Annotated in this window: 26 protein-coding genes; 8 read left to right on the forward strand and 18 right to left on the reverse strand. The window is 71.0% G+C overall.

Annotated features, from left to right (window positions below; genetic code table 11):
- Positions 1-6 precede the first annotated feature (6 nt).
- The 4 genes from OG623_RS05310 to OG623_RS05325 form a co-directional block, all read right to left on the reverse strand.
- Positions 7-1179: a cytochrome P450 gene (locus OG623_RS05310; protein WP_406144712.1), complete on the reverse strand. Its 1173-nt coding sequence runs from the start codon at positions 1177-1179 to the stop codon at positions 7-9.
- 40 nt (positions 1180-1219) lie between these two features.
- On the reverse strand, positions 1220-1948 hold the full coding sequence (locus OG623_RS05315) for a response regulator (protein WP_406144714.1): 729 nt from the start codon (positions 1946-1948) through the stop codon (positions 1220-1222).
- Positions 1945-3162, reverse strand: coding sequence for a sensor histidine kinase (locus OG623_RS05320; RefSeq protein WP_406144716.1), 1218 nt, complete (start codon positions 3160-3162; stop codon positions 1945-1947). Before OG623_RS05320 ends, OG623_RS05315 begins: the two co-directional genes overlap by 4 nt.
- A gap of 109 nt (positions 3163-3271) precedes the next feature.
- Complete coding sequence (locus OG623_RS05325) at positions 3272-4186, reverse strand: DMT family transporter (RefSeq protein ID WP_406144717.1); 915 nt, start codon at positions 4184-4186, stop codon at positions 3272-3274.
- A gap of 237 nt (positions 4187-4423) precedes the next feature.
- Here OG623_RS05325 and OG623_RS05330 point away from each other — a divergent pair, with 237 nt between their 5' ends.
- Positions 4424-5077, forward strand: a complete 654-nt coding sequence (locus tag OG623_RS05330; RefSeq protein WP_406144719.1) for a TetR/AcrR family transcriptional regulator — start codon at positions 4424-4426, stop codon at positions 5075-5077.
- A gap of 20 nt (positions 5078-5097) precedes the next feature.
- Here the strand turns inward: OG623_RS05330 and OG623_RS05335 are convergent, their stop codons facing one another.
- Positions 5098-5772 carry a dihydrofolate reductase family protein gene (locus OG623_RS05335; protein ID WP_406144720.1) on the reverse strand — a complete coding sequence of 225 codons (675 nt, stop codon included), beginning with the start codon at positions 5770-5772 and terminating at the stop codon, positions 5098-5100.
- A gap of 199 nt (positions 5773-5971) precedes the next feature.
- On the opposite strand from OG623_RS05335, the gene OG623_RS05340 reads away from it, so the two are divergent.
- A complete protein-coding gene (locus OG623_RS05340; protein WP_406144722.1) occupies positions 5972-6808 on the forward strand; it encodes an aldo/keto reductase in 837 nt (278 codons plus the stop codon).
- 24 nt (positions 6809-6832) lie between these two features.
- Here OG623_RS05340 and OG623_RS05345 read toward each other — a convergent pair whose 3' ends face one another.
- The 3 genes from OG623_RS05345 to allB form a co-directional block, all read right to left on the reverse strand.
- Complete coding sequence (locus OG623_RS05345; RefSeq protein ID WP_406144724.1) at positions 6833-7162, reverse strand: putative quinol monooxygenase; 330 nt, start codon at positions 7160-7162, stop codon at positions 6833-6835.
- A gap of 105 nt (positions 7163-7267) precedes the next feature.
- Positions 7268-8416: an allantoicase gene (alc, locus tag OG623_RS05350; protein ID WP_406144725.1), complete on the reverse strand. Its 1149-nt coding sequence runs from the start codon at positions 8414-8416 to the stop codon at positions 7268-7270.
- A gap of 2 nt (positions 8417-8418) precedes the next feature.
- Positions 8419-9747 carry an allantoinase AllB gene (gene allB, locus OG623_RS05355; protein WP_406144727.1) on the reverse strand — a complete coding sequence of 443 codons (1329 nt, stop codon included), beginning with the start codon at positions 9745-9747 and terminating at the stop codon, positions 8419-8421.
- A gap of 271 nt (positions 9748-10018) precedes the next feature.
- Between allB and OG623_RS05360 the strand changes: the two genes are divergently transcribed.
- Positions 10019-10822 carry an IclR family transcriptional regulator gene (locus OG623_RS05360; RefSeq protein WP_406144729.1) on the forward strand — a complete coding sequence of 268 codons (804 nt, stop codon included), beginning with the start codon at positions 10019-10021 and terminating at the stop codon, positions 10820-10822.
- Between the two features lie 39 nt (positions 10823-10861).
- Here the strand turns inward: OG623_RS05360 and OG623_RS05365 are convergent, their stop codons facing one another.
- Both OG623_RS05365 and OG623_RS05370 read right to left on the reverse strand, forming a co-directional pair.
- Positions 10862-11542, reverse strand: coding sequence for an ABC transporter ATP-binding protein (locus OG623_RS05365; RefSeq protein WP_406144730.1), 681 nt, complete (start codon positions 11540-11542; stop codon positions 10862-10864).
- Entirely contained in the window at positions 11539-12618 is a 1080-nt protein-coding gene (locus tag OG623_RS05370; RefSeq protein ID WP_406144732.1) for an ABC transporter permease, read from the reverse strand. The genes OG623_RS05365 and OG623_RS05370 overlap by 4 nt, the downstream gene beginning before the upstream one ends.
- Positions 12619-12728: 110 nt before the next feature.
- On the opposite strand from OG623_RS05370, the gene OG623_RS05375 reads away from it, so the two are divergent.
- Together OG623_RS05375 and OG623_RS05380 are read left to right on the forward strand one after the other, a co-directional pair.
- The gene (locus OG623_RS05375) at positions 12729-14036 is read left to right on the forward strand and encodes a sensor histidine kinase (protein ID WP_406144734.1); all 1308 of its coding nucleotides are present in this window, start codon (positions 12729-12731) and stop codon (positions 14034-14036) included.
- A complete protein-coding gene (locus OG623_RS05380; protein WP_406144736.1) occupies positions 14033-14665 on the forward strand; it encodes a response regulator in 633 nt (210 codons plus the stop codon). Before OG623_RS05375 ends, OG623_RS05380 begins: the two co-directional genes overlap by 4 nt.
- Before the next feature lie 48 nt (positions 14666-14713).
- Here OG623_RS05380 and OG623_RS05385 read toward each other — a convergent pair whose 3' ends face one another.
- Complete coding sequence (locus OG623_RS05385; protein WP_406151690.1) at positions 14714-15019, reverse strand: DUF5955 family protein; 306 nt, start codon at positions 15017-15019, stop codon at positions 14714-14716.
- Positions 15020-15222: 203 nt separating this feature from the next.
- Between OG623_RS05385 and OG623_RS05390 the strand changes: the two genes are divergently transcribed.
- Together OG623_RS05390 and aceB are read left to right on the forward strand one after the other, a co-directional pair.
- Positions 15223-15828: an NTP transferase domain-containing protein gene (locus tag OG623_RS05390; protein ID WP_406144738.1), complete on the forward strand. Its 606-nt coding sequence runs from the start codon at positions 15223-15225 to the stop codon at positions 15826-15828.
- Positions 15829-15962: 134 nt separating this feature from the next.
- Entirely contained in the window at positions 15963-17582 is a 1620-nt protein-coding gene (aceB, locus tag OG623_RS05395) for a malate synthase A (protein WP_406144740.1), read from the forward strand.
- Between the two features lie 146 nt (positions 17583-17728).
- Here aceB and OG623_RS05400 read toward each other — a convergent pair whose 3' ends face one another.
- Together OG623_RS05400 and OG623_RS05405 are read right to left on the reverse strand one after the other, a co-directional pair.
- Positions 17729-18016 (reverse strand): hypothetical protein, encoded by a 288-nt coding sequence (locus OG623_RS05400; RefSeq protein ID WP_406152135.1) that lies wholly within the window; start codon positions 18014-18016, stop codon positions 17729-17731.
- A complete protein-coding gene (locus OG623_RS05405; protein ID WP_406151691.1) occupies positions 17908-18366 on the reverse strand; it encodes an AAA domain-containing protein in 459 nt (152 codons plus the stop codon). Before OG623_RS05405 ends, OG623_RS05400 begins: the two co-directional genes overlap by 109 nt.
- Between OG623_RS05405 and OG623_RS05410 the strand changes: the two genes are divergently transcribed.
- A complete protein-coding gene (locus OG623_RS05410) occupies positions 18290-18508 on the forward strand; it encodes a hypothetical protein (protein ID WP_406152137.1) in 219 nt (72 codons plus the stop codon). The genes OG623_RS05405 and OG623_RS05410 overlap by 77 nt on opposite strands.
- An 844-nt stretch (positions 18509-19352) precedes the next feature.
- Here the strand turns inward: OG623_RS05410 and OG623_RS05415 are convergent.
- From OG623_RS05415 to murJ, 5 genes are all read right to left on the reverse strand, one after another.
- A complete protein-coding gene (locus OG623_RS05415; protein ID WP_406144742.1) occupies positions 19353-20267 on the reverse strand; it encodes a hypothetical protein in 915 nt (304 codons plus the stop codon).
- Positions 20268-20270: 3 nt separating this feature from the next.
- A complete protein-coding gene (locus OG623_RS05420) occupies positions 20271-20645 on the reverse strand; it encodes a peptidase inhibitor family I36 protein (protein ID WP_406144743.1) in 375 nt (124 codons plus the stop codon).
- Between the two features lie 283 nt (positions 20646-20928).
- On the reverse strand, positions 20929-21303 hold the full coding sequence (locus tag OG623_RS05425) for a transposase (protein ID WP_406144745.1): 375 nt from the start codon (positions 21301-21303) through the stop codon (positions 20929-20931).
- Between the two features lie 164 nt (positions 21304-21467).
- Complete coding sequence (gene gntA, locus OG623_RS05430; RefSeq protein ID WP_406144747.1) at positions 21468-22172, reverse strand: guanitoxin biosynthesis heme-dependent pre-guanitoxin N-hydroxylase GntA; 705 nt, start codon at positions 22170-22172, stop codon at positions 21468-21470.
- A 258-nt stretch (positions 22173-22430) separates the two neighbouring features.
- Positions 22431-24290: a murein biosynthesis integral membrane protein MurJ gene (murJ, locus tag OG623_RS05435; RefSeq protein ID WP_406144748.1), complete on the reverse strand. Its 1860-nt coding sequence runs from the start codon at positions 24288-24290 to the stop codon at positions 22431-22433.
- Positions 24291-24363: the final 73 nt, after the last annotated feature.

Below are 24363 nucleotides of genomic sequence, written 5' to 3' on the forward strand. Positions count from 1 at the left end.
CCCACCTCACCAGCGCACCGGAAGATGGCGGACGCCCCGGAGCAGCATCCCGGGCAGCCAGTCGGGTTCCCCTCCCTCCGGGTCGCGCACCAGGCCGGGGCAGCGCTCCAGCAGCGCGCGGATCGCGATGCGGCCCTCCATCCGGGCCAGCGGGGCGCCCAGGCAGAAGTGGATGCCGTGCCCGAAGGCCAGATGGCCCTGCGCCTCGCGCCGGATGTCAAAGGTGTCCGGATCCGGGTAACGGTCGGGGTCACGGTCCCCCGAGCCCAGCGCGACCAGCACCGCCTCGCCCTTCGGTATGACGACCGGGCCGACCGGAACGGGTTCGCGGGTGAAGCGGAAGGTCGACGTCGCGACGGGTCCGTCGTAGCGGAGCATCTCCTCGACGGCGCCGTCGATCAGCTCGGGCCGGGCACGGAGCAGGGCCAGCTGCTCCGGATGATCGAGCAGGGCGCGTACGCCGTTGGCGATCAGGTTGACGGTCGTCTCGTGGCCCGCCACCAGGAGCAGGAACGCCATGCCGATCAGTTCGTCCGGCGACAGACGGTCACCATCCTCGTCGTTCGCCTGGATCAGGGCGCTCATCAGGTCGTCGCCCGGGGCCCTGCGCTTGTCCTCCACCAGCGTGTCGAGGTAGGCGCCCATCGCGTGGACCGCCTCGTTCTCCTTCTCCGGAGAGACGGGCGTGACGATGGCGTTGGACAGCGCCCTGAAGACGTCCCGGTCGATGTCGGGTACGCCGAGGAGCTCGCAGATCACGGTCATCGGCAGCGGGAAGGCGAAGGCGTCGACGAGGTCGGCGCTCCCGCCGGGCACCATCGTGTCGAGCAGGTCCTCGGTGATCTGCTCGACGCGCGGGCGCAGTGACTCGATCCGCCGGGCGGTGAACTCGCGTGAGACGAGCTTGCGCAGCCTGGTGTGGCGTGGGGCGTCGAGCTCCAGCATGTTGGCGTTGATCGGGTTGCTCGACGCGGAGAACTGCTCCGTGACACGCCAGTCCTTGCTGAACCGCTGGTCGGCGAGGGCCGCGCGGGCCTCCTCGTAACCGACGACCATCCAGACGCGCTCGAAGTCGTCCGTGCGGACCTGGTGTACCGGTCCCTCGGCACGCAGCTTCGCGTAGTGCGGATACGGGTCGGCGCCGAATCCCTCCGCCCCGCGCAGATCGATCACTGACATCGCCCTGCCCCCATTCCGGACCGGCCGCGGTCCGACCGGTTCAGCCTAGGCGGCCGTCCCGCGCCCCGTCCTCGTCCTCATGGAGGAGACCCGCGTCGTGCACCAACAGGGCGATCTGGACCCGGTTGTCGAGCCCGAGCCTGGCGAGGATCCGGGACACATGCGTCTTCACGGTGGCCACGCTCAGATGGAGCGTCGCCGCGATCTCCGCGTTGGAGCTGCCCCGGCCGACGGCCGCGGCCACGTCCTGCTCGCGCTCCCCCAGTTCGGCGAACCGCTGCCTGGCGCGCGTCCTGCGGGACCGGCGCTCGTCCACCTGCCCTCCCGCCGCGTGGGCCATGAGTCTGCGGGTGACGGCGGGCGAGAGGACGGGCTCACCGGCCGCGACGCGCAGCACCGCATCGACGATCTGCGCCGGCGGGGTGTCCTTGAGGACGAACCCCGCCGCGCCCGCGCGGATGGCGCGGAGTACCTGCTCGTCGGCGTGGAAGGTGGTCAGGACGATGACCTCGGGCGCGCCGGGCCGCCGGCGTAGCTCCTCGGTCGCGGCCAGTCCGTCCGTGACCGGCATGCGGAGGTCCATGAGCACGACGTCGGGGTGCGTCCGGTCGACGAGGGCCGCGACCTCGCTACCGTCGGCGGCCTCCCCCACGAGGTCGATGCCGGCCGCTCCGCCCAGCATGAGGGCGAGTCCGGCCCGGACGAGCGGGTCGTCGTCGACGACGGCCAGCCGGACCGGCGGCGCCTCGGGAGGCGTGGGAGCACTCATGAGGGCCACGGTAGTCGGGCCCGGACCGTGAATCCGCCGTCCGTCCTGGGCCCGTGCTCCAGGCTGCCGCCGGCGAGGCTCGCGCGTTCGGTGAGGCCGATGAGGCCCTGGCCGGAGCCTGGTACCGGTTCGAAGGGGCCGGCGGGGGCGGGATTGGCCACCTCGATGGTCAGCCCGTTGCCCGGCCCGCCGGCCACGGTGATGTCGACAGGGGCTCCCGGGGCGTGCTTGCGGGCGTTGGTCAGCGCCTCCTGGGCGATGCGGTAGACGGTGCGCCCGGTGGCCGCGGGTGCCAGGGCCGGGTCGGTGACGCTGTTGGCCAGCGTGACCTCCATCCCGGCGGAGCGGGATTCGTCGATCAGGGCGTCCAGGGTGACGAGGGTGGGCTGGGGCCTGTTGCCGTCGTCGCTGTCACCCGGGGCACGCAGCACGCCGATGATCTCGCGAAGGTCCTGGAGCGCCTCGTGCGCGCTGTCCCTGATGACTCCGGCGGCCCGCGCGACCTCGGCCGGGGGCGCGTCCGGCCGGAATTCGAGGGCGCCCGCGTGGACGCTGAGCAGGGTCAGCCGGTGGGCGAGGACATCGTGCATCTCACGGGCGATGGCCTCGCGCGCCAGCCGCTGCGCCTGTTCGGCGCGGAGCGCGGCCTCGGTCTCCGCCCGGTGTGCGCGTTCGCGCAGGGTGACGACCAGCTGCCGCCGGGACCGTACGACCATGCCCCAGCTGAGCACCAGCAGGACCAGCAGCACTCCGATGATCGTGGAGGCGAGGAAGGATGTGGCCGGGTCGGGGCGCAGGAGCGGCTGGATCGGGACCGTGGCGATGGCGACCGCGCCGACGACGGCCACCGGCTTGAAGGGCCGGTGCACCGCCAGTCCGAACAGGGCGACCATCATCGCGCCCGTCGCGACGGGCTCCACGACACACAACAGGGTGAGGACCAGGGCGACCGCCACGGGCCACCGGCGGCGGGCCCAGAGGGCGCAGCAGGCGGCCGCCCCGAGCAGCGCGTCGGCGAGCACGACACCCTCGGGGGTGGTGTCGTCGGCTTCGACGGCGGCGAGGACGATCATCCCGAACCCCGCGGCGCAGACGAAGAGGACCAGGTCGACGATCCAGTCCCGTACGGTCCTGCGCGGTCCGCGGCGACTGCCGGGCCGCTCGTGGCCGGTCAGCGCGGAGGGCAGCAGCCAGGGGTATTCCGTACGGGGCATGCCGACAAGCTACGCAGTCGGGGGCGGCGTCCGGCGCCTTCGCCGCGGGAGAGATACCGAAGTCGCACGATCCGATACTTCCGTAGGGGCGCCGATGTCTCAGGAACGGCTACGCCTCGGCGCGGCGCCGCCCCCAGGCGGTGCCCGTCAGCACGAGTACCGCGCCCACCGCCCCCGGGACACCGAGGCGCTCGCCGCCGATCGCGATGCCGGTGGCGGCGGCCCAGAGCGGTTCGGTGCCGAGCAGCAGGCTGACTCGGGACGGCGAGGTGCGGCGGACCGACCACATCTGCACGAAGAACGCGAACAGCGTGCAGAACACGGACAGGAAGAGCAGCCCCGCCCACTCGGTGGCACCGAAGCCGCCCGCCACCGTCCAGGGTGCCGGGCCGGTCCCCGGGACCGCGGCCAGGACGGCGAAGACGGCGACGGCGCCGCCGAGCTGCACCGTGGTCAAGGACAGCGAGTCGGCGTCCTGGACCGCCTTGATCCGCGCCATGGCCAGGACGTGGACCGTACGGGCGAGGGCCGCGAGCAGCATCAGGAGGTCGCCGGCCGACGGGCTGGTGAAGCCGCCGCCCTGGGTCAGCAGCACCACACCGGTGACCGAGAGGCCCGCCGCCGCCAGGAAGGCTCCCGGCGGCCTGACCCGGGTCACGGCGGCCTCGGCCAGTGGGGTGAAGACCATCGTGAGGCTGATGATGAGTCCCGCGTTGGTCGCCGACGTGTGCACGACGCCGTACGTCTCCAGCAGGAAGATCCCGCTGAGCACCAGGCCCAGCAGGCCCGCGCCCCGCCACTGCGCGCCGCTCAGCGCGCGCAGCCCGCGCCACCCGGCGACGGTGAGCGCGGGCAGCACGATCGCGAAGCGGAGCACGAGGACGGCGATCACGGTGTGTGCCGTGGTGATGCCCTTGGCCGCCAGATAGCTGGCTCCCCAGACGGCGGCGACGAGCAGCAGCGGAAGGTCGGTGACCCACGCGCGGCGGGGTGGGGCGAGGGCGGGCAGAGCGACGGCGGACACCTGGTTCTCCTGGGTTCTCCACGACGTTGTCCACGAAGGGAAGCGATGTGGAGACCTCACCGGCTCGCACGGGAAGCGATCACCGTACCGAACGGCCGCCCCGGTCGGGAACCTCTGTCCGCGGACTGGCTCGGCCACCAGTTCGCAGGGTTCGTCGCCCCTCGAAGCGGTCCTGCGACGGCGCCGTCTCCTCCTAGAATGTCGGTCTTGGGACGCTAGGACAGACGGAGTTGGCACATGGGTGGAGCGCGGCTGGACGGACGGGTCGAGCGGGGGAACCAGACCAGGCAACTGGTGCTGGGGCGCGCGGTCCAGGTCGCATCGACCGAAGGTCTAGAGGGCCTGTCGCTCGGCCGGCTGGCCACGGAGCTGAAGCTGAGCAAGAGCGGCGTGTTCGCCCTCTTCGGGTCCAAGGAGGAGCTGCAGCTCGCCACCGTGCGGGCCGCCGTGACCGTTTTCGTCGATCATGTGCTCACCCCGACGAGGGCGGCTCCGCCCGGTCTGGGGCGCGTGTGGCGGATGTGCGAGAGCTGGCTCTCCTATTCACAGCGCCGGGTGTTCAGCGGCGGCTGCTTCTTCTACGCGACCATCGCCGAGTTCGACTCCAGGGAGGGCAAGGTGCACGACGCGCTGGCCTCCACACAGACGGGCTGGGTCACCTTTGTGGAGGAGACCATCGAGGAGGCCAGGGTGCGGGGTGAACTCGTCGCGGACGCGGATGTCTCACAACTGGCCTTCGAGCTCATCGCGTTCATGGAACTGGCCAACGCCGAGTCCGTACTGCACAACAACAACCCCGGCTACACCAAGGCCGCGCGGGCGATCCTGGGGCGGCTGCACGCCGTCGCCACCGACCCTTCGGTGCTGCCGGGGGCCCCGGCGGTGCAGTAGCCGGGGTGGTGCGGCTGCTGTCACGCCGCGGGCTGCGGGTCGAAGTCCTCGAAGCGCGCGCGTCCCCCGGGCCGGTAGGTGTGGATCGCGATGCCGCTCCCCGTGGTCCTGGCGCCGATCAGCTCGAAGGCCCTCGGCCGGCCTGCCTCCGGGAAGAGGCGCTTGCCGCTGCCCAGACAGACCGGATGGACGAGCAGGTTGACCTCGTCGATCAGGCCGGGGGCGCCGTTGGCGTGCGCGTCGGTCGCGTTGTTCGCGTCGTACTCCAGGAGGGACTGCGCGAGCGTGGCGCTGCCGTGGATCTGGAGCTCACCCTCCTCCATCCGCTCCTTGAGCCGGGCGACCTCGGCCGGCACATCGCCGGAGATCACGGTCGTGTTCTCCCACGCCGGGTCGGTCAGGGTGGTGGAGGCCACGTACTTGGGCAGGGTGTTGAGACGGGCGGCGATCGGGTCCTGCGGGTCGGTGACCCGGGGCCAGTAGCCCGCGAAGATGTCATACGTACGCCGTCCGAGCAGATAGGCGCCCGACCGGTCGAAGATCTCGTTGATGAAGGCGCCCATGTCCTCGTCCGCGAAGAAGGGCACCTGCCAGCCGCCGTACTCGAACCCTCCGCTGGTGTCCTCCTGGGTGCCCCCTGGCGCCTGCATCACGCCGTCCAGGGACACAAAGGTGGTGAGAATCAGCTTCGCCATGGTCCTGCTCCTTCGCTCCGTCGCCGGGTCACGGCCCCGGGTCCCGGCAGTCCTTCCGCTTCCACCTGTTCCGACCCCACTTTCGTCCGGAAGTCATCGGTGCGCCCGGCGAGGCCCAGGGTCACGACACAGCGCGCCACGCCCGGCGACCCGGCCTACGCTGGCGGGGACGAACGGCACGTGAACGAAGAGGGAGACCATGAGCCAGACACCCACCCCGGTCCGCAATCTCCACGACGGCAGCACCGTCCCCGCGGTGGGCCTGGGCACCTGGCCACTCGACGACGAGGCGGCCGAGCAGGCCGTGGCCGGCGCTCTGGGGCTCGGCTACCGGCTCGTGGACACCGCTCTGAACTACGGGAACGAGACCGGCACCGGGCGTGGGATCGCCCGCTCCGGTCTGCCCCGGCAGGACGTCTACGTCACGACCAAGGTGCCGGGCCGCCACCACGGCTACGAGAAGACGCTGGCCTCCTTCGAGGAGTCACGCGCCAAGCTGGGACTCGACTACGTCGATCTGTATCTCATCCACTGGCCGCTGCCCCGGGTGGACAAGTACGTCGACACCTGGAAGGCGATGATCAAGCTCCGCGAGGAGGGCCTCGTACGCTCCATCGGCGTCTCCAACTTCACGGCGGAGCACCTGGAGCGGCTGGAGCGGGAGACGGGGGTGGTGCCCGTGGTCAACCAGATCGAGATGCACCCGCTGCTCCCCCAGGAGGAGCTGCGGGCGGTGCACGCCGCGAAGGGCATCGTCACGGAGAGCTGGAGTCCGCTGGCCAGGGGGCGCCAGGTGCTCGAAACGCCCGAGGTGATCGCCGCCGCCGAGGCGCACGGGGTGACGCCGGGGCAGGTCGTGCTGCGGTGGCACACCCAGCTGGGCGCGGTGCCGATCCCGAAGTCCGCCGATCCCGGGCGCCGGCGCGAGAACCTCGACCTGTTCGGCTTCGAGCTGACCCAGCAGGAGCTGGACCGGATCGGGGCCCGGCCGCCGCACCGCTTCGGCGGGGACCCCGACACGCACGAGGAGTTCTGACGGCAACGGGGCGGCGACCGACCGTCACCGGTTGCGCGGGGTGACCTCCGACATGCGGGACCAGTCGTCCCCGGGAACGTCGACGTTGATGATCTCGGGGATCTCGGTGACGAGCTCCGACATGGTGTCGATCGCGGCCTTGAAGTGGTCGGAGTTCACATGCGCGACCCCCGCCTCCTGCGAGGCGAACGCCTCCAGCAGGACGAACTGGTCCGGGTTCTCGACGCTGTAGGACCAGTCGAAGAAGAGGTTGCCGGGCTCCTGGCGGGTGGCGAGGGTGAAGTCCTCGACAGCCGGGAGCCAGTTGTCCCGCTCGGCGGTACGCACGGTGAACTTGACGGCGATGAAGATCATGGCGACTCCTGGTCGGGGGCGGCGATCCGACCAGGATCCCATATCCTCACAGGCCGGGCAGGAACCGGCACACCAGCCTGCCCCGACCGGGCACCCGGTGCCGCGTCACCGGCCGCCGAGCGCCTCGTGACGGGCGGTCAGGCGCGCCGCGCCCTCCTCGGTGAGTGAGCCGAAGAGCCGCAGCCGGGAGATTCCGCCGTCCGGGAAGATGTCGATACGGACATGCGTGCCGCGCACGGGCTCCGGCAGGACGAAGCGATGGTTCGTGTCGGGCTGGAGCCGGGTGCGCGGCAGGATCTCCGACCGCACGCCACCGCCCTCGCCGTCGCTGCCGTCCCCGCCACTCTCTCCGTCGCTGACCGAAATCGCCGCCCAGCCCGCCGCGTTGCCCTTCAGACAGGCGGTGTCGATCTCGACCGCCCGGATCTCGGACTGCTCGGCCAGCCGGTAGCGGATCCAGTCGTTGCCCTTGTCGCGCCGGCGGCGGGTCTCCCAGCCGTCGTCCATCTTGCGGGAGCGGCCCGGTGCGATGGTGTGGGTGGCCGGGGAGTAGAAGCGGTCGGAGGCGTCCTCGACCTGGCCACCGTTCTCCAGGGCCACCACGTCGAACGTGCCGAGGGCGGCCAGCCAGGCGGGATCGGGCACCACCTCACCGTGGACACGCAGCCGCGCTATGCCGCCGTCCGGGTGCTGATTGACCCGGAGGTGGGTGAAGCGCTGCTCGGCGTCGACGGCGAAGCCGTTGGCCGCGTGGCCGCCGACTGCCGTACGGGGGACGAGGGTTGTCCACTTCACATCGGGTGCGACGAGGTCCTCGGGGGACGGGGAGCCCGGCACCGAGGCCGCCTCGACGGAGACCGACTGCGGGTAGTTGCCGCGGAAGTGCGCGGTGTCGACGATCAGGCCGCGCACCACCCCGGGCGCTCCGAGGCGTACGAGGGCCCAGTCGTGGTCCTCGTCGGCGGGGTGCGGCTCGGCGGCGCTCGTACCGCGCCTGCGGCGGGTCTCCCAGCCGTCCATGATCTTGCCCTTGTGCCCGAAGCGCTCGGGGTCGAACTCCGCGGGCTCCGGCTTCAGCAGGTTCTCGCGCTCGGCGAAGAACTCGTCGTTGGCCGCGATGACTCCGGCGCCGAGACGCCGGTCGGCGAGGTCCACGAGGTGGGTGAAGGGGAAGTCGGCGGTGCGGTAGTCGGCGTACGGGTCGCCGCCTCCGTACGGGCTCGCGTCGCCGGTGAAGTGCGGTGTCGCCGTCATGGTCAGTGGTTCCTTTCGAGGAGGCGGCCGGTGGGCTCGGCGAGTACGCCGTCGGCCGCGATCCGATTGCCGCGCAGCCAGGTGGACTTGACGACGCCGTGCAGGGTCCTGCCCGCGTAGGCGGTGACCTGGTTGCGGTGGAGGAGCCCGGCCGGGTCCACGGTGAAGGTCGCGTCGGGGGCGAGGACGGCGAAGTCCGCGTCCCGCCCGGCCTCGATGGCGCCCTTGCGGGTGAGCCCGGCGAGGCCGGCGGGGGCCGCGGACATCCAGCGGGCCACGTCGTCGAGGGTGTGACCGCGCCGGCGTGCCTCGGTCCAGATGGCGGGCAGGCCCAGCTGGAGCGAGGAGATGCCGCCCCAGGCGGAGGCGAAGTCAGGGGTCTTGAGGTCGGTGGTGCAGGGCGAGTGGTCGGAGACGACGCAGTCGATCGTGCCGTCGGCGAGCCCGGCCCAGAGCGCGTCCTGGTTGGCGGCCTCCCTGATGGGCGGACAGCACTTGAACTCGGTTGCCCCGTCGGGGACTTCCTCGGCGGTCAGGGTGAGGAAGTGCGGGCACGACTCGACGGTGACGCGTACGCCCTCGCGTCTGGCCGCGGCGATCAGCGGCAGGGCGTCGCTGGAGGAGAGATGCAGGACGTGGATGCGGGCGTTCAGCCTCTTCGCGTGGGCGATGAGCCCTTCGATCGCGGCGTTCTCGGCGCCCCTGGGCCGGGAGGCCAGGAAGTCGGCGTACTTCTCCCCGGCCCGCTGGGGGGCATCGGCCAACTGGTGGGGGTCCTCGGCGTGCACGATCAGGAGTCCGCCGAAGCCCGCGATCTCGGCCATCGAACGCGCCAGCTGTTCCTGGTCCAGCTCGGGGAACTCCTCGACGCCGGAGGGCGAGAGGAAGCACTTGAAGCCGAAGACCCCGGCCTCGTACAGCGGGCGCAGGTCCTTCGTGTTGGTGGGGATCGCACCGCCCCAGAAGCCCGTGTCGACATGTGCCTTGGGAGCGGCCACCCGCTGCTTGACGCGCAGGTGCTCGACCGTGGTGGTCGGGGGGAGGGAGTTGAGCGGCATGTCGACCAGGGTCGTGATGCCGCCGGCCGCCGCGGCGCGGGTGGCGGTCCAGAAGCCCTCCCACTCGGTGCGGCCCGGGTCGTTCACATGGACGTGGGTGTCGACGAGGCCGGGCAGCAGGACGTCGTCGCCGAAGTCCTCGACCCGCGCGCCGCCCGGCACCTCGGTGTCGTACGGGAGGACCGCCTCGATCTCCTCGCCGTTGACGAGGACAGCGGCGGCGCGGGTTCCCTCGGGGGTCACGACGCGCGTCGAGCGGAGTACCTGCTTCATGCCCACACCGGACACCTGTGCTCCTCACGCAGACTTCAACGATTTGTTGAAGGAGTCTTCACTCGGGAAAGCGGCCCGTCAAGACCTCATCCTCCCCGTCACACGGCCGAGGGAGCTCCCGCAGCACCGGTTGCAGATTTCCACGAAGTAAAAGTTCGTTTTCGACAGACGGAACGTAGAATGGGCCGCGAGTGGCACCACCGCGCTTCGGGCCGATCGGGAACAGCCCGGTAGGCTGCTGCCTTGCCTCCGCTTCGAAAGGACCGTTGACGTGCCGCCGTCCCACGCCAGCACTTCCGACTCCAAGCCCGCCGGTCCCAGTGGCGGTGTGCAGTCACTGGAGCGCGCCTTCGACCTGCTGGAGCGCATGGCGGACGCCGGGGGCGAGGTCGGGCTCAGCGAACTCTCCGCGAGCAGCGGGCTCCCTCTCCCGACGATCCACCGGCTGATGCGCACCCTGGTGGTGTGCGGTTACGTACGCCAGCAGCCCAACCGGCGTTATGCGCTGGGCCCGCGTCTGATCCGCCTCGGCGAGTCCGCGTCCCGGCTGCTGGGCACCTGGGCGCGTCCCTACCTCCAGCGTCTGGTCGAGGAGACCGGCGAGACGGCGAACATGGCGTTGCTGGACGGGGACGAGGTCGTGTACGTCGCCCAGGTGCCGTCGAAGCACTCGATGCGGATGTTCACCGAGGTCGGCCGGCGGGTGCTTCCGCACTCCACGGGTGTGGGCAAGGCCCTCCTCTCGCACACCCCGGCGGACGAGGTGCGCGCCCTGCTGGCGCGTACCGGCATGCCGGCCGCCACCGAGAAGACGATCACGACCCCTGACGGCTTCCTCGAAGCGCTCGAACAGGTCCGCAGGGCGGGTTACGCGGTCGACGACAACGAGCAGGAGATCGGGGTGCGCTGCCTCGCGGTTCCGGTGCCCGACTCCCCCACATCGGCGGCCATCTCCATCTCCGGGCCCGCGGGCCGGGTGACGGAGACGGCGACCGAGCGGATCGTGCCGATCCTTCAGCAGATCTCCAAGGAGCTCTCCGAGGCGCTGGCCAGCAACGGCGGCCCGACGGGCTGACGCGGCCGATCCCTCCTCGCGAGGCCTCCCGGCGAGGCCTCAGACCGGGGTGGACACCGACAGCCGGCCGTCCTCCATGCCGACCGTCCCGTCCACCCGGTCCAGATGCGCCCGGTCGTGGGTGACCATGACCGTGGCCGTCGAGCGTTCCCGGGTCAGGCCGAGCAGCAGGTCGAGGACCGCCGCGCCGCGTTCGTGGTCGAGTGCGCTGGTCGGCTCGTCGACGAGCAGCACCGCCGGTTCGTTCATCAGGGCCCGGGCGATGTTGATCCGCTGGCGCTGACCGCCGGAGAGCTGGTGCGGCCTGCGGTCCGCCTTGTCGGCCAGACCGACCGCGTCCAGCAGGTCCAGCGCCCTGGGCCTGGAGGCGCGTACCGAGCGGCGTGACAGATGGGTCATCACCTGGAGCTGCTCCACGGCCGTGAGTGACGGCAGCAGATGGGGCTGCTGGAAGATGATGCCCACGTGGTCCCGGCGCAGGGCCGCCTTGTCGGCGCTGCTCAGCCCGTCGGTCTGCGTACCCGCGACGACGACGTGTCCGTGGTCGGGGGTGACGAGTGTGGCCGCCACCGCGAGCAGGCTGGACTTGCCGGAACCGGACGGTCCGACGACCGCGGTGAGCGTGCCCGCCGGCACGTCCAGAGAGACCCGGTCGAGTGCGGTGAGCCGGGTGTCGCCGTCCGGGTAGGTGAGGGTGACATCGGTGAGGATGAGGGTCATCGGGCGCTCCCGAGTGCGGTGAGGGGGTCGACGGCGGTGATCCGCCGGATGGACAGGGCGGCCCCGAGCGCGCCGAGGACGATCATCACGCCGGCCGGGACGAGCACGGTCGAAGCGTCGAGGACGAAGGGCACGGCGCCGCCGTCCCCGCCGATCAGCGCTCCGATCGCCGAGGCGAGCGCGGTGCCCAGGCCCGTACCGACGGCCAGCATGACCACGGCCTGCCCGAGCGCGTCCCGCAGCAGATACGGGGTGGAGGCGCCCAGCGCCTTGAGCACGGCCACGTCGCCGCTGCGCTGGATGGTCCAGACGGTGAAGAAGGCGCCGATGACGAGCGCGGAGATGGCGAAGAGGAAGCCGCGCATCAGCTGGAGCGAGCCGTTCTCCGCCTGGTAGGAGCCGATCGCGCCGAGGGAGTCGTCCAGCCCGAGCGTGCTGGTGCCCGCCGCCTTGTCGCCCGCGGCGATGTCGGCGTCACCTGTCGTGGTCAGGGCGACCACGGTGGCCTGCCCCTCGGTGCCGCCGATGCGCTGCCAGTCGGCCAGCGAGGTCCACACCACCGGGGTGTGGCTGTACGAGGCGTCGCCGCCGACCGCGCCCACGGTCACCCGGGAGCCACCGAGGGCGAGCGTGTCACCGGCCTCGGCACCCAGCTCGTCGGCGGCCTGCCCGGAGAGCACGACCCGTCCGGCTGCCACGCCGTCGGGGGCGAGCCCACTGTCCGGTTCGACGCCGAACGCCGACACGGCGGCCGTGCTCCTCCCGTCCCCGACGGCGGCGTTCAGCGTCCGGATGCCCAGTGGATGGGCGGCGGTGACGCCCGGCTGCCGCGCCCAGGCATCCCAGGCGCTCTTCTCGACGACGGAATCGGAGAACGACTCCGACCTGCCGTCCGGGGGCGCGGCGAACGCGACGCGGTCGGCGTTCAGCCCCGTGACGGCCGAGGTGTTCTCCCTGCCCAGGCCTGCCGTGAGGCCGGACAGCAGCCCCACGAGCAGCGTGATCAGCACGACGACCGTGCCCATGAGGGCGAACCTGCCCCTGGCGAACCGTAGATCTCTCCATGCAACGAACATGACTCCAGGCTCATGCGCCGGACCTGCGAAAACATCGCGCGCCTGACGGGGCCGACATCAACCTTTCGATTGACTGCTCCCGGGGCGGCCCCGTCTACGCTGGAACGACCATGGATGCCCGAGCCCACACCCCCGTCACCACCGCGCTGCGGCTCTGTCTGCACGCGCTGCTCGTGGGGCTGCTGGCGCTCGCCGCGCTGCGCGCGAGCGCCGACGGCGCCCCGCACACCAGGGCCGTCGTGGTGCTCGCGGGTGTGATGGCCGCGCTGTACGCGGCGGGCGCGCTCGCCCCCTTCGTCCAGCCGCACACCCGGGCCGCCGGTGTCTGGCTCACCGCGCTGGGCGCGGTGTGGCTGGCGCTGCTCGCCCTGTCGCCCGACGCGCTGTGGGTGGCCTTCCCGCTCTACTTCCTCCAGCTGCATCTGCTTCCGGTGCGCTGGGGGCTGCCCGCCGTCGTGGTCACGGCCGCCGCGGCGATCGTCAGTTTCCTGCTGCACGGGCAGGAGGTCACACCCGGCACGTTCATCGGTCCGCTGCTCGGTGCGGCGGTCGCCGTCGCGACCGTGCTGGGATACGACGCGCTGTTCCGTGAGAGCGAACGGCGCCGCGAGCTGATCGACGAGCTCGTCTCCACCCGGGCGGAGCTCGCCGAGGCGGAGCGCACCGCCGGCACCCTGGCCGAGCGGGAGCGGCTCGCCCGGGAGATCCACGACACCCTCGCTCAGGGCCTGTCCAGTATCCAGCTCCTGCTGCGGGCCGCCGAGCGTTCGCTGCCCGATGACGGGCCCGCGACGGCACACGTACGGCGCGCCCGCGAGGCCGCCCAGGACAACCTCGCCGAGGCCCGCCGTTTCGTGAGGGCGCTGACCCCGCCGGACCTGCAACAGGGCTCTCTGGCCGCGGCCCTGTCCCGCCTGTCGTCGCGTACGTCGGCACCGGACCTCGCGGTGCAGTTCGCGGTCAGCGGCAGGCCGGTCGAGCTGCCCACTCCGTACGAGGTGGCTCTGCTGCGTACCGCGCAGTCGGCCCTGGCCAACGCGGTGCGGCACTCGGGCGCGCGGCGGGCGGAGATCACGCTCAGCTTCATGGACACCTCGGTCTCCCTGGACGTGGTGGACGACGGCCGGGGGTTCGACACGGCCGCGGAGCCGGTGCGCACCTCGGGCGGCGGTTTCGGTCTGTCGGCGATGCGCGCGCGGGCCGGCTCCCTGGGCGGGACGCTGAGTGTGGAGTCGGGGCACGGGCAGGGGACGGCCGTCGCCGTCACCCTGCCGCTCCCGGCCGCCGGCGGGCACGACCCGCAGGACACACACGACCCGCAGGAGCCACAGGACCCGCACGGCCCTCAGGACACACACGGCCCACAGGACACGGAGAACACCGGGAGCGCCGGAGGCGCGGAGGGCAGGGCGGCATGACCGACCCGATCAGGCTGCTGCTGGCCGACGACCATCCGGTGGTACGCGCCGGGCTGCGCGCGGTCCTGGACACCGAGCCGGACTTCCAGGTGGTCGCCGAGGCTCCCACCGCCGAACGGGCCGTCGCCCTGGCCGCGACCGGTGTCTGCGACGTGGTCCTGATGGACCTGCAGTTCGGCTCGGGCCTGCACGGCGCGGAGGCCACCGCGGCGATCACCGCCGCCGAGGACGCGCCCCGGGTGCTGATCCTCACCACGTACGACTCGGACGCCGACATCCTGGCCGCCGTCGAGGCGGGCGCCGCGGGCTATCTGCTGAAGGACGCCCCGCCCGAGGAGCTCGCCGCCGCGGTGCGCACGGCGGCGGCCGGCCGCTCGGCGCTCGCCCCCGAGGTCGCGCACCGGCTGATGGACCGGATGCGGACACCCGCCCAGGCCCTGACCAAGCGCGAGCTCGAGGTGCTCCAGCTGGTGGGCGAGGGGCTGTCGAACCAGCAGATCAGCAAGCGGCTCTTCCTGAGCCAGGCGACGGTGAAGTCCCATCTGGTGCACATCTACGCCAAGCTGGGCGTCGACTCACGCACATCGGCGGTGGCCTCGGCGACGGCGCGCCGCCTGATCCGCCGCTGAGGTCACGACCGCAGCGGCGGCTCCGTCACGACCGCAGGTACGGCTCCGTCACAGCTGGAGCGGCGGCTCGCCGAAGAGGTCCACGGCGACCCGTACGTCCCTCAGGCCGGGGGCGAGCGCGCTGACCGAGCCGATCGCCCCCGCGACCAGCAGCAGCGAACGGCGCAGCCGGGGTATCTCGGGCCTCCCGCCGGCCGCCATGGCATCCAGGGCGGCGAGCTCGTCCTCGGCGATGCCCCGGTCCGGGAACTCGACCCGGTATCCGGCAAGCTCGCGGCGCAGCCGGGAGACGGCGGTGCGCAGCTCCGCCACCCGCGGGTCCTCGCCGCTCCCCGTCAACCGCTCCTGCCCCACGCTTCGCAACAAAGCACTCCCCCTCGCACGTCCTTGTGCCGGTGTGTCGACCTGCCCCCCGGCCGCGGTCAAGTGCCTGAGGCCGTAGGCAAGTTAACGACATGAAAGGTGGCGCGCGCCACTGTGCGGACAAGGAATCAGGCTACCCAGGAGGTGTGACAGGCATGCCCGCGGTGCCCGCCGCGCAGTGGTATCCAGGGCGTATGACTCACACACAACGGATCCCCGTGATCGCCGGGGTGCTCCTCGCCGCCGGCGGCGGCCGTCGTCTCGGCGGCCGGCCGAAGGCGCTGCTGGAACACCGCGGCCGTCCCCTGGTCGAGCACGCGGTGCGGGCGCTGCGCAACGGCGGGTGCGGGCCCGTCCATGTCGTCCTGGGCGCCGCGGCCGACGAGGTGCGGGCCAGGGCGGACCTCTCGGCGTGCGCGGTGGCGGTGAACCCGTCGTGGGAGGAGGGCATGGGCTCCTCCCTCAGGGCGGGACTGAGCTCCCTGGCGGGTACGGACGCGGACGCGGCGCTCGTACTACTGGTCGACCAGCCGGGCATCGGGGCGGAGGCGGTGGCGCGGGTCCGCTCGGCGTACCGCTCCCGGGCGACGCTGGCGGCCGCCGCGTACGAAGGGGTGCGCGGCCATCCCGTGCTGTTCGGGGCGGACCTGTGGGCGGACATCTCGACGGGCGCGGTCGGTGACCAGGGAGCCAGGACGTATCTGCGGGCGCACCGCGATGCGATCACACTCGTCGAGTGTTCGGATGTGGCTCAGGCGTACGACATCGACACGGCGGCGGACCTGGCCCGCCTGGAGTGAGCCGGGGCACATCTGTCGACCCGAAGAATCTCGACATCAACAAACCATTGAACTTCCACCATGAGGAAACTAATATCCACTGATCAGAAGCCCCTGGTTCCGTTTACGGTTCCCCGCTGAAGGAGTGACTGCTCATGTCCGCACCAGCGCCGTCCCCGCTGGCCATCGTCGACGCCGAGCCCCTGCCGAGGCAGGACGAGGTCCTGACCGATGCGGCCCTCGCGTTCGTGGCCGAGCTGCACCGGCGGTTCACCCCCCGGCGGGACGAACTGCTCGCCCGACGCGACGAGCGCCGCGCCGACATCGCCCGCACCTCCACCCTGGACTTCCTGCCCGAGACGGAAGCCATCCGCGTGGACGACACCTGGAAGGTCGCCCCGGCCCCGGCCGCACTGGACGACCGCCGGGTGGAGATCACCGGCCCGACCGACCGCAAGATGACCATCAACGCCCTGAACTCGGGCGCCAGGGTCTGGCTCGCCGACTTCGAGGACGCGTCCGCCCCCACCTGGGAGAACGTGGTCACCGGCCAGCTCAACCTGATCGACGCGTACACCCGGAACATCGACTTCACGGACCCCGGGTCGGGCAAGTCGTACGCCCTGAAGCCCGCCGATGAGCTCGCCACCGTCGTCACGCGCCCGCGCGGCTGGCACCTGGACGAGCGCCACCTCCAGCTCGACGGCGCCCCGGTGCCCGGCGCGCTGGTCGACTTCGGCCTCTACTTCTTCCACAACGCGCAGCGCCTGATCGACCTCGGCAAGGGCCCGTACTTCTACCTGCCGAAGACGGAGTCGCACCTGGAGGCCCGTCTCTGGAACGACATCTTCGTCTTCGCCCAGGACTACGTCGGCATCCCGCAGGGCACGGTCCGCGCGACCGTCCTGATCGAGACGATCACCGCGGCGTACGAGATGGAGGAGATCCTCTACGAGCTCCGCGACCACGCCTCCGGGCTGAACGCGGGCCGCTGGGACTACCTCTTCTCCATCGTCAAGAACTTCCGTGACGGCGGGGCGAAGTTCGTCCTGCCGGACCGCAACCTGGTCACGATGACCGCCCCGTTCATGCGGGCGTACACCGAACTCCTGGTCCGCACCTGCCACAAGCGCGGGGCGCACGCCATCGGCGGCATGGCGGCCTTCATCCCCTCGCGGCGCGACGCCGAGGTCAACAAGGTCGCCTTCGAGAAGGTCAAGGCCGACAAGGACCGCGAGGCGAGCGACGGCTTCGACGGCTCCTGGGTCGCCCACCCGGACCTGGTCCCGATCGCGCTGGCCTCCTTCGACGCGGTCCTCGGCGACAAGCCGAACCAGAAGGACCGCCTGCGTGAGGACGTCTCGGTCGCCGCGGGCGACCTGATCGCCATCGACACGCTGGACGCGAAGCCCTCGTACGACGGCCTGCGCAACGCGGTCGCGGTCGGCATCCGCTACATCGAGGCGTGGCTGCGCGGCATGGGCGCGGTCGCCATCTTCAACCTCATGGAGGACGCGGCCACCGCCGAGATCTCACGCTCGCAGATCTGGCAGTGGATCAACGCGGACGTCGTCTTCGAGAACGGCGAACACGCCACAGCGGACCTGGCCCGCAAGGTCGCGGCCGAGGAACTGGCCACGATCCGCGCGGAGCTCGGCGACGAGACCTTCGAGTCCGGCAGGTGGCAGCAGGCCCACGACCTGCTGCTCCAGGTCTCGCTGGACGAGGACTACGCGGACTTCCTGACCCTGCCTGCGTACGAACAGCTGCGCTGACGTCCGCAGGGTGAAGCAACGCCCCCGGCGCCGATGGCGCCGGGGGCTTTTCGTGTCTGAAACTCGGCGTCAGGAAGACGCCAGGTGACGAATTCGGCCCAGCGGCACCGCTTCGCCCACTGCTCCAAGGTGGACCGCACCCTCAACTAGCGGCAGCGGCATCCTTCGGCAAGGACCGGCGGGGAGAGTTCCCGCATGGCCGTCTGCTCGGCCTCCGACATGCACGGCAGCCGACGTGCGAGTACGTCGAAGTGCTGATGCCCCCGCCATGCGTCGTGGTCGCCCACGACGAACAGCCGCCGACGCGCCCGACTCACCGCGACGTTCAGCAGGTTCGGGGCGGACGCCGCCCAGGCGCGCGGTCCTGCCTTCTCTCCGCCCGCGCCGAGGACCAGCAGCACGACATCGGCTTCCTTCCCCTGGGTCGTATGCACAGTGCCCACCCTGTCGCGGGGACGACCTGACACAGGCTGCGGCGGAGTCCGGCCACGACATCGGCTCGGAGGACGACCGGGTGTGGGTGGGATCGCCCCTGCGCGTCCGGCGCGGGCAGCCAGGTGCCGTACCTGTTCAACCGGTCCGCAACGCGCTGCGCCGAGGTGCGGGACGGTTCCCACTCCTCGGCCACACCGAAGGTTCGACGGAGTGCCTGCTGCCCCATGTGCGGCAGCGTGACGACTGGCTTCAGTTGCAGCGGATCGCCCACGATGACGCCTCTGCGTGCCCGCCACAGAGCACCCACCGGCATCTGGGCGGTCGCCTGGCCGGCCTCGTCGATCAGCATCCAGCCGAGCGACCGGGGCCCCAGACCCGCGAACACCCGGTCCACGGTGCACCGGAGCTGCGCGAAGTACCGCTCCGCCTCCTGGAGGGCCCGCTCGGCTTCGCCCAAGGCCGCTCTGCCCGCACGTGCCGCGCGGTGGTGACGGCCGAATCGGCACGGCTGAAACCCAGGAGCGCGTCGTCCACACCCTGCCGCTCGCCCCGCAGAGTGAGCACCGTCTGCCGCGCCTCCCGGAATCGGGCCGCTGCCTCCCGTCATGCTGCCAGGTCGCCGCAGCTCGGACAGCCTGTCCGCCCTCATGACGAGGACGGCCGCGATGAAGCTGCTCAGCAGGTCCGACCCACCCGACCGGCCGGCCTTCCGCCGGGACACCGACTTGCACCGGACCCGAATCGTCTCCGGCCGCAGGTCGTCGGTGACGCCGGACTGCTCGGCAACCCAGCGGGTGACGGCCGACAGGTCCCGTACGATCAGCGGTTGGTTGCCGAGCCGGGGTGGGCCTTCATCGTCGTCCTCCGAATCGGCTGCGCCCTCGTCCAACGGGCTGTCGTCCGACGAACCGTCGTCCTGGCGCCTGGCAGTACGGCTGGCACCGCCGTTGGCCACGGCATCAACGGCACCAGTGACAGCACCGACCGCCACGAAGCCGTCGAGCCAGCCTTGGGCCCCGGGGCCGGGCTTACGACTGCGCCCCGTCGCCCAGGCGCACGCGGAGAAGGCGTTGGAGTCCTGAACCAGCAACATCTCATCCGCGACGTCGAAGGCCAACAGGGCGCTGTCGCCTTGTTCCGCTCCGCGAGCAGGCCCCGGTGCAGCCGGTCACAGGCCCCTGCCTTCTGCCACCGGTCCAGACGCCGCCAGCACGTCCGCCCCGTGCCGAACTCCAGTTCTAACGACTAGAGTTCAGGCTATCTCGTTGTAGAGAACCGCCCTGGTGCGGAAGCCGTCAACGGCCGCCGAGAGATCATGGGCGCACTGACTTCTGGTCAGGAGTTGGTGATCCCCGGAAGCCGGCTCAGTGCCGTCCGCTTTGCCTGCTGGAACAGGTCCAGCTCCCTCCCGGCTTTCACGCGGACCCGTTCCTCCGTCCGAGCCTGGACGTTGGCGATCCGCTGGTGCGTGTCCGTGGAGAGCTGGCAGGTCAGATCATCCCTGGCCAGGTCCAGTTCCCGGTCTCCCACGGCCAGGACCCGGTCCCGGGCCCCCTCCGCCTGCGCCAATTGGTCTTGGATCTCCTTGCGGGGGTCCTCCAGCGTGGCGTAGGAGTAGCCTAGGTCCGCCATGCACCCGGCCCAGTCCTTCTCCACTTCCTGGAAGTCAGGTGAGTCCAGGGTTCGGCGGATGACTTCATTACTGAGGTCCTCGACGGTGTAGCGCAATTCGGACCACCCTTGTCCGTAGACCTCGTCTCGTGCCGCCTGGGCACAGGAGTCGGGGTCGTAGCTGATCTGCCGGCCGCTGGGCAGCGAGATCTCCACGTGGTCGTCCAGGTTGCCGAGCAGCGCCTCCTGCCAGTCCTCTCTCTTTGCCTCCGAAAGGGCGGCCAGCATTTCCGCGTTCGAATCGTCCGGCGGTCCCTCCAGCACCGCACCGGTCAGTCCGTAGCCGTCGCTCCTCGACCGTTGCGGCGACAGCACGGTGTAGGGATTGACGGCGGCTGCACGTCCCATCTCGGGGGCGGGGCCGATCTGGTATGCGTACCCGCGCTTCCGCATACAGGTCTGGACCAGCGCCTCCTCGGCTTCCCGCAGCGCCGTCCGCTCGTCCGCCGAGAAGTACATCGCGCCTGCCAGAGGCAGCGGCATGGAGACGTCGGACTCCGTCGCGGCCTCACGGCCGGGTGCGGCGCACCCGGCCGTGAGGAGCGCAGCGGCAACCGTCCTCCACAGCAGTCGGCGCACGGCTCAGCAGACCCATATGTTGGAGCCGACGCCGTCCTTGAACTTGGTGGTGCCGGTGTTCGAGACGACATAGCCCCGCAGGAAGCCCTGGGACTCGCCTCGGAACCAGGTGTTCGTGAACAGCGTAACGTCACAGGAATTGCCGTTGTTGTACAGCGACTTGGCGTTGTCGAACTTGGTGTACTGCCGCAGGTTGGAGTTGTTGCCGAAGACCTGGCCGGGGGTGCCGCCCCCCTTGGTCTGCGAGTAGGCGCACAACGCACCAGAGTCGCAGTCGTCCCAACTGGCCTGCGCCGGAGTCGCCGTGACGCCGATCCCCAGAGCGGCCACCAGCGTGCCGCCTGCAGTGACAGCCGCGACCTTTGTCCTGAATCCCATGGTGGGGCTCCCCTCAGTAGTTCACCGCCACTCGCGCTGATCACGAGCGGATGTCGACGCTGGTCAGGCTAAGCGGCCGGGCACTCGACAGGTACCTGCAACTATTCAGGGTCTGGGGCGAAGAGGGACAGACCGGGCTGCCGCGCCATCCGTCGGTGGGGCCCGGGACAGCCTCCAGGGGACGTCCCGGAACAGACCCCGCGACCAGGGGCAGCGGCTTGTCGTTGGTGCGGCGTTCCCATCAAACGGCAAGACATTTGATGCGATGGAGCAGGTCGAAGGTCTACTCCATCACGTAGCGGAGCTTGCCGATGCCCTTGATGTTCGGTGAGCCCTTGCGGAATATGGCGGGCAGGATCCGTCGACGACGGAGCTCGTCGCGGTGGGCGTTGGAATCGTAGCCCTTGTCTCCGAGCAAGGCTTCTGGTCGTCGCCGGGGCCGGGGCGGCCCCGCGACCGGAGGGATGCCGTTGACCAGGGCGAGGGTCTGGGTGACGTCGTTGACGTTGGCCACGGTAGTGATGCCCTTGAGCGGGGTGCCGCGTCCATCGCAGATCAAGTGGTGTTTACTGCCCGTCTTCCGCCAGTCGACCGGTGACGGACCGGTGCAGTCGACCGAGACATCGCTCCATCTGGCGGTTGCCGGCCATGCAGCCATCCGGAACGGGGGCGAGCGGCTGATGCAGGACGAGTTGTGGCCCTGATTCTTCCGGTGACACCTGCAGGAGTGGGTGAAGCCAGGGCCACGAGCAGCTGGGCTGCCCGCACACCGAGGCGGGCCGCACCCCCGCGATCACCGCGCCGGGGTGCGGCCCGCCGCCCTCAGACGCCCGGGACCGAGACCGTCAGCTCCCGCTCCCGCTCCTGCGGCTCCGGCGCGCGGGCGGCGAAGGGGCACTCCCAGTCGGCCGACTTGGGGCGGCCGGAGTAGCGACGGGCTTCGGAGAGCCGTTCGTACTCGTACAGGTTGGGGTTGATGTCACCCTGCAGCTTGATGTCCTGCTTGCGTATCTTGTCCGCCAGCCGGTCCCACATCCCGGCGCCCTTGATCCGGTCGAACTGCTCGTGCGAGTTGAAGGCCAGCATCGGGAACGGTGGCCGCCGGCCCCACCTGCGGTGGGTCTCGTGCAGGCCGATCACGAAGAAGGGATGACCGGCCACGCTGTACGCGAACTCCCCGGACCCCGCGTCGGACGAGTAGCCGTCGGCCCAGCGGTGTGTTCGCGCGTCCTGCTCGTGCAGCAACTGCAGCTGCTCCCAGAGGAGTTCCTCGAACCGTAGCTCGTCCACTCCGCGAGGCTGCTCGAAGGTCGCGACGAAACTGGTGAACGTCCGGGCGCTCCAGTCCGCCGATCCCACGAACTCGGCGAGGTCGTACGCCATCAGCCGGGCGGACTCCTCACCGCCGAGGAGGTCGTAGTGCCGATGGGCGATACCGCCGCGTCGCCAGGCGGATCTGCCCGCCAGGCAGGAGAACCGGTCCCCCAGGATGAACTCCTCGACCTCGCCGCGCGCATCCACCGTCATGGCCAGCCTTCCTTGCAACTACGTGCCTCCTCGACAGGGAGATCGTTCCTGTGTGTTTCCGACGGCGCCCACCCCGTGCCTGCCGTCGCCCGGTCCTGCGGGCATGCGGCGGTGACGGCCTGAAACGGGCATGGCTGAGCCCGTGGCGTCACAGGGGAAGATCGCCTTCTGATTGTGGGGGACGGATGCCCATCGGCGAAAATCCGCTCCTGACCCCGTCACCCAGGGTCAGGAGCGTCAAGGATCTCCGCGGCGGGGTCAGCGTCCGAGGCGGCCGCGCACCATCGTGGTCAGGGCGCTGACTTCCGGGAGGCGCAGGAGGTGGGCGACGGTCAGGAAGACGCCGAGCAGGACCAGGCCGCCCGCCAGCAGGGACGCGAGTGAGCCCGCGGCGCCGCTGCCGAGGGTCGTGGTCACCGCGTACGCCACGCCACCGCCTGCCGCCGCGGCGGGGACGGCCGCCGCGACCAGGCGGGCGTAGGTGCCGGCGACGCGGCGGCCGTCCAGGTCGCCGCCCAGCCGCTTGCGCAGGCGGCGCCAGGCGATGCCGACCCCGACCGCGTAGGCGAGGCCGTACGAGGCGGCCATGCCGGCGACCGCCCAGCGGGGGCTCAGGACGACGAAGCACAGCGCGGATCCGGCGGCGTTGACCAGGGCGACGACCACGGTGTTGTAGAAGGGGGTGCGGGTGTCCTCGTAGGCGTAGAAGCCACGCAGGACGACGTACTGGACGGAGTAGGGGATGAGCCCCAGTCCGAAGGCCATCAGGACGAACCCGATGCCGCGGGCCCCCTCGGCGCCGGAGCCCGCGTAGAGCAGGGTGGCCATCGGGACGCCCAGGGCCAGGAACGCGAACGCGCAGGGCACGATGGCGACGGCCGAGGTCCTCAGACCGTACGAGATGTCGTCCCTGATCGCCGCCGTGTCGTTCTCCTGCGCCGAGCGGGAGATCCGGGGCAGGGCCGCGGTCATCACCGAGACGGTGATGATGGCCTGCGGCATCTGCCAGAGCAGCAGGGCGTAGTTGTAGGCCGTGATCCCCGAGCCCGTGTGCCCCGCGTCCTCGGCCAGTGAACCGGCCTCGGTGGCGAGCTGGGTCACGACGATCATGCCGAGCTGGTTGACGAGCACGAACAGGAGCGTCCACTTGGCCAGGCCTATGGCCTTGCCGAGGCCGTGGCCCCTGAAGTCGAACCGCGGACGCAGCCGGAAGCCCGCGTCGCGCAGATACGGCAGCATGGCCAGCGCCTGCACGGTGAGTCCCAGCAGGGTGCCGAGTCCGAGGAGCCGTACGCCCTCGGGGGTGACGGTCGCGGGGCTGACCGAGGATTCGGTGAAGCTGCCGAAGGCCCAGACGAAACCGCCGAACGAGGCAATGATCACGAGGTTGTTGAGCACCGGCGTCCACATCATCGCGCCGAAGCGTTCACGGGCGTTGAGGATCTGGCCGAGGACCACATGGGCGCCCATGAAGAACAGGGTGGGCAGGCAGTACCGGGCGAAGGCCACCGTGACCGCCATGCGCTGCGGGTCGGAGGCGATGTCGGGGGACATCATGTGCACCAGCAGCGGGGCAGCGAGGACACAGACGACCGTGACGCCTCCCAGGGCGACCATCACCAGGGTGAGCAGCCGGTTGGCGTAGGCCTCTCCCCCGTCGTCGTCCTTCTTCATGGCCCGCACGAGCTGGGGGACGAAGACGGCGTTGAGCGCCCCTCCCCCGACCAGGACGTAGATCATCGTGGGCAGCACATTGGCCACCTGGTAGGAGTCGTTGAGCGTTCCGACGCCGATCGCCGCCGCCATGACGAGGGTGCGCAGGAAGCCGGTGATGCGGGAGACGATCGTGCCGGCCGCCATCACGGCACTGGACTTGAGCAGGCTCCTGGGCCCCCCGGACGGCTTTACCGGGGACTCCGGGACGGGGGCGGCGGGGGCGGCCGGGGCGGCCGGGGCGGGTACGCCGCCGGCCGGGAGGCGCAGGACCATCGTGTCGTCGGGGGCGAGGCGCAGCTGCATCGTGTCGTCGGGTGCGGCGCGCAGGACCATCGTCTCCTCGGCCTGCCCGCCGCCCATCGGCCCCCGGGTACCGTCCGTCGGGTCGTTCGGCGCGCCCATGCTTCTCCCCCACCGTGCGTCGGCGATCCCGGCCGTGTCCCGCGCACCGCGGCGCGTCGGGGACGTGGACAGG

Origin of the sequence: Streptomyces sp. NBC_01012, assembly GCF_045162755.1 — a bacterium.
Classification (GTDB): Bacteria; Actinomycetota; Actinomycetes; order Streptomycetales; family Streptomycetaceae; genus Streptomyces.

Coding starts and splice junctions, on each gene's coding strand:
- OG623_RS05310 (WP_406144712.1), bottom strand. CDS start 1,179: ATGTCAGTGATCGATCTGCGCGGGGCGGAGGGATTCGGCGCCGACCCG.
- OG623_RS05315 (WP_406144714.1), bottom strand. CDS start 1,948: ATGAGTGCTCCCACGCCTCCCGAGGCGCCGCCGGTCCGGCTGGCCGTC.
- OG623_RS05320 (WP_406144716.1), bottom strand. CDS start 3,162: ATGCCCCGTACGGAATACCCCTGGCTGCTGCCCTCCGCGCTGACCGGC.
- OG623_RS05330 (WP_406144719.1), top strand. CDS start 4,424: ATGGGTGGAGCGCGGCTGGACGGACGGGTCGAGCGGGGGAACCAGACC.
- OG623_RS05335 (WP_406144720.1), bottom strand. CDS start 5,772: ATGGCGAAGCTGATTCTCACCACCTTTGTGTCCCTGGACGGCGTGATG.
- OG623_RS05340 (WP_406144722.1), top strand. CDS start 5,972: ATGAGCCAGACACCCACCCCGGTCCGCAATCTCCACGACGGCAGCACC.
- OG623_RS05345 (WP_406144724.1), bottom strand. CDS start 7,162: ATGATCTTCATCGCCGTCAAGTTCACCGTGCGTACCGCCGAGCGGGAC.
- alc (WP_406144725.1), bottom strand. CDS start 8,416: ATGACGGCGACACCGCACTTCACCGGCGACGCGAGCCCGTACGGAGGC.
- allB (WP_406144727.1), bottom strand. CDS start 9,747: ATGAAGCAGGTACTCCGCTCGACGCGCGTCGTGACCCCCGAGGGAACC.
- OG623_RS05365 (WP_406144730.1), bottom strand. CDS start 11,542: ATGACCCTCATCCTCACCGATGTCACCCTCACCTACCCGGACGGCGAC.
- OG623_RS05370 (WP_406144732.1), bottom strand. CDS start 12,618: ATGTTCGTTGCATGGAGAGATCTACGGTTCGCCAGGGGCAGGTTCGCC.
- OG623_RS05375 (WP_406144734.1), top strand. CDS start 12,729: ATGGATGCCCGAGCCCACACCCCCGTCACCACCGCGCTGCGGCTCTGT.
- OG623_RS05380 (WP_406144736.1), top strand. CDS start 14,033: ATGACCGACCCGATCAGGCTGCTGCTGGCCGACGACCATCCGGTGGTA.
- OG623_RS05390 (WP_406144738.1), top strand. CDS start 15,223: ATGACTCACACACAACGGATCCCCGTGATCGCCGGGGTGCTCCTCGCC.
- aceB (WP_406144740.1), top strand. CDS start 15,963: ATGTCCGCACCAGCGCCGTCCCCGCTGGCCATCGTCGACGCCGAGCCC.
- OG623_RS05410 (WP_406152137.1), top strand. CDS start 18,290: ATGACGCCTCTGCGTGCCCGCCACAGAGCACCCACCGGCATCTGGGCG.
- OG623_RS05405 (WP_406151691.1), bottom strand. CDS start 18,366: ATGCTGATCGACGAGGCCGGCCAGGCGACCGCCCAGATGCCGGTGGGT.
- OG623_RS05420 (WP_406144743.1), bottom strand. CDS start 20,645: ATGGGATTCAGGACAAAGGTCGCGGCTGTCACTGCAGGCGGCACGCTG.
- OG623_RS05425 (WP_406144745.1), bottom strand. CDS start 21,303: ATGGCTGCATGGCCGGCAACCGCCAGATGGAGCGATGTCTCGGTCGAC.
- gntA (WP_406144747.1), bottom strand. CDS start 22,172: ATGACGGTGGATGCGCGCGGCGAGGTCGAGGAGTTCATCCTGGGGGAC.
- murJ (WP_406144748.1), bottom strand. CDS start 24,290: ATGGGCGCGCCGAACGACCCGACGGACGGTACCCGGGGGCCGATGGGC.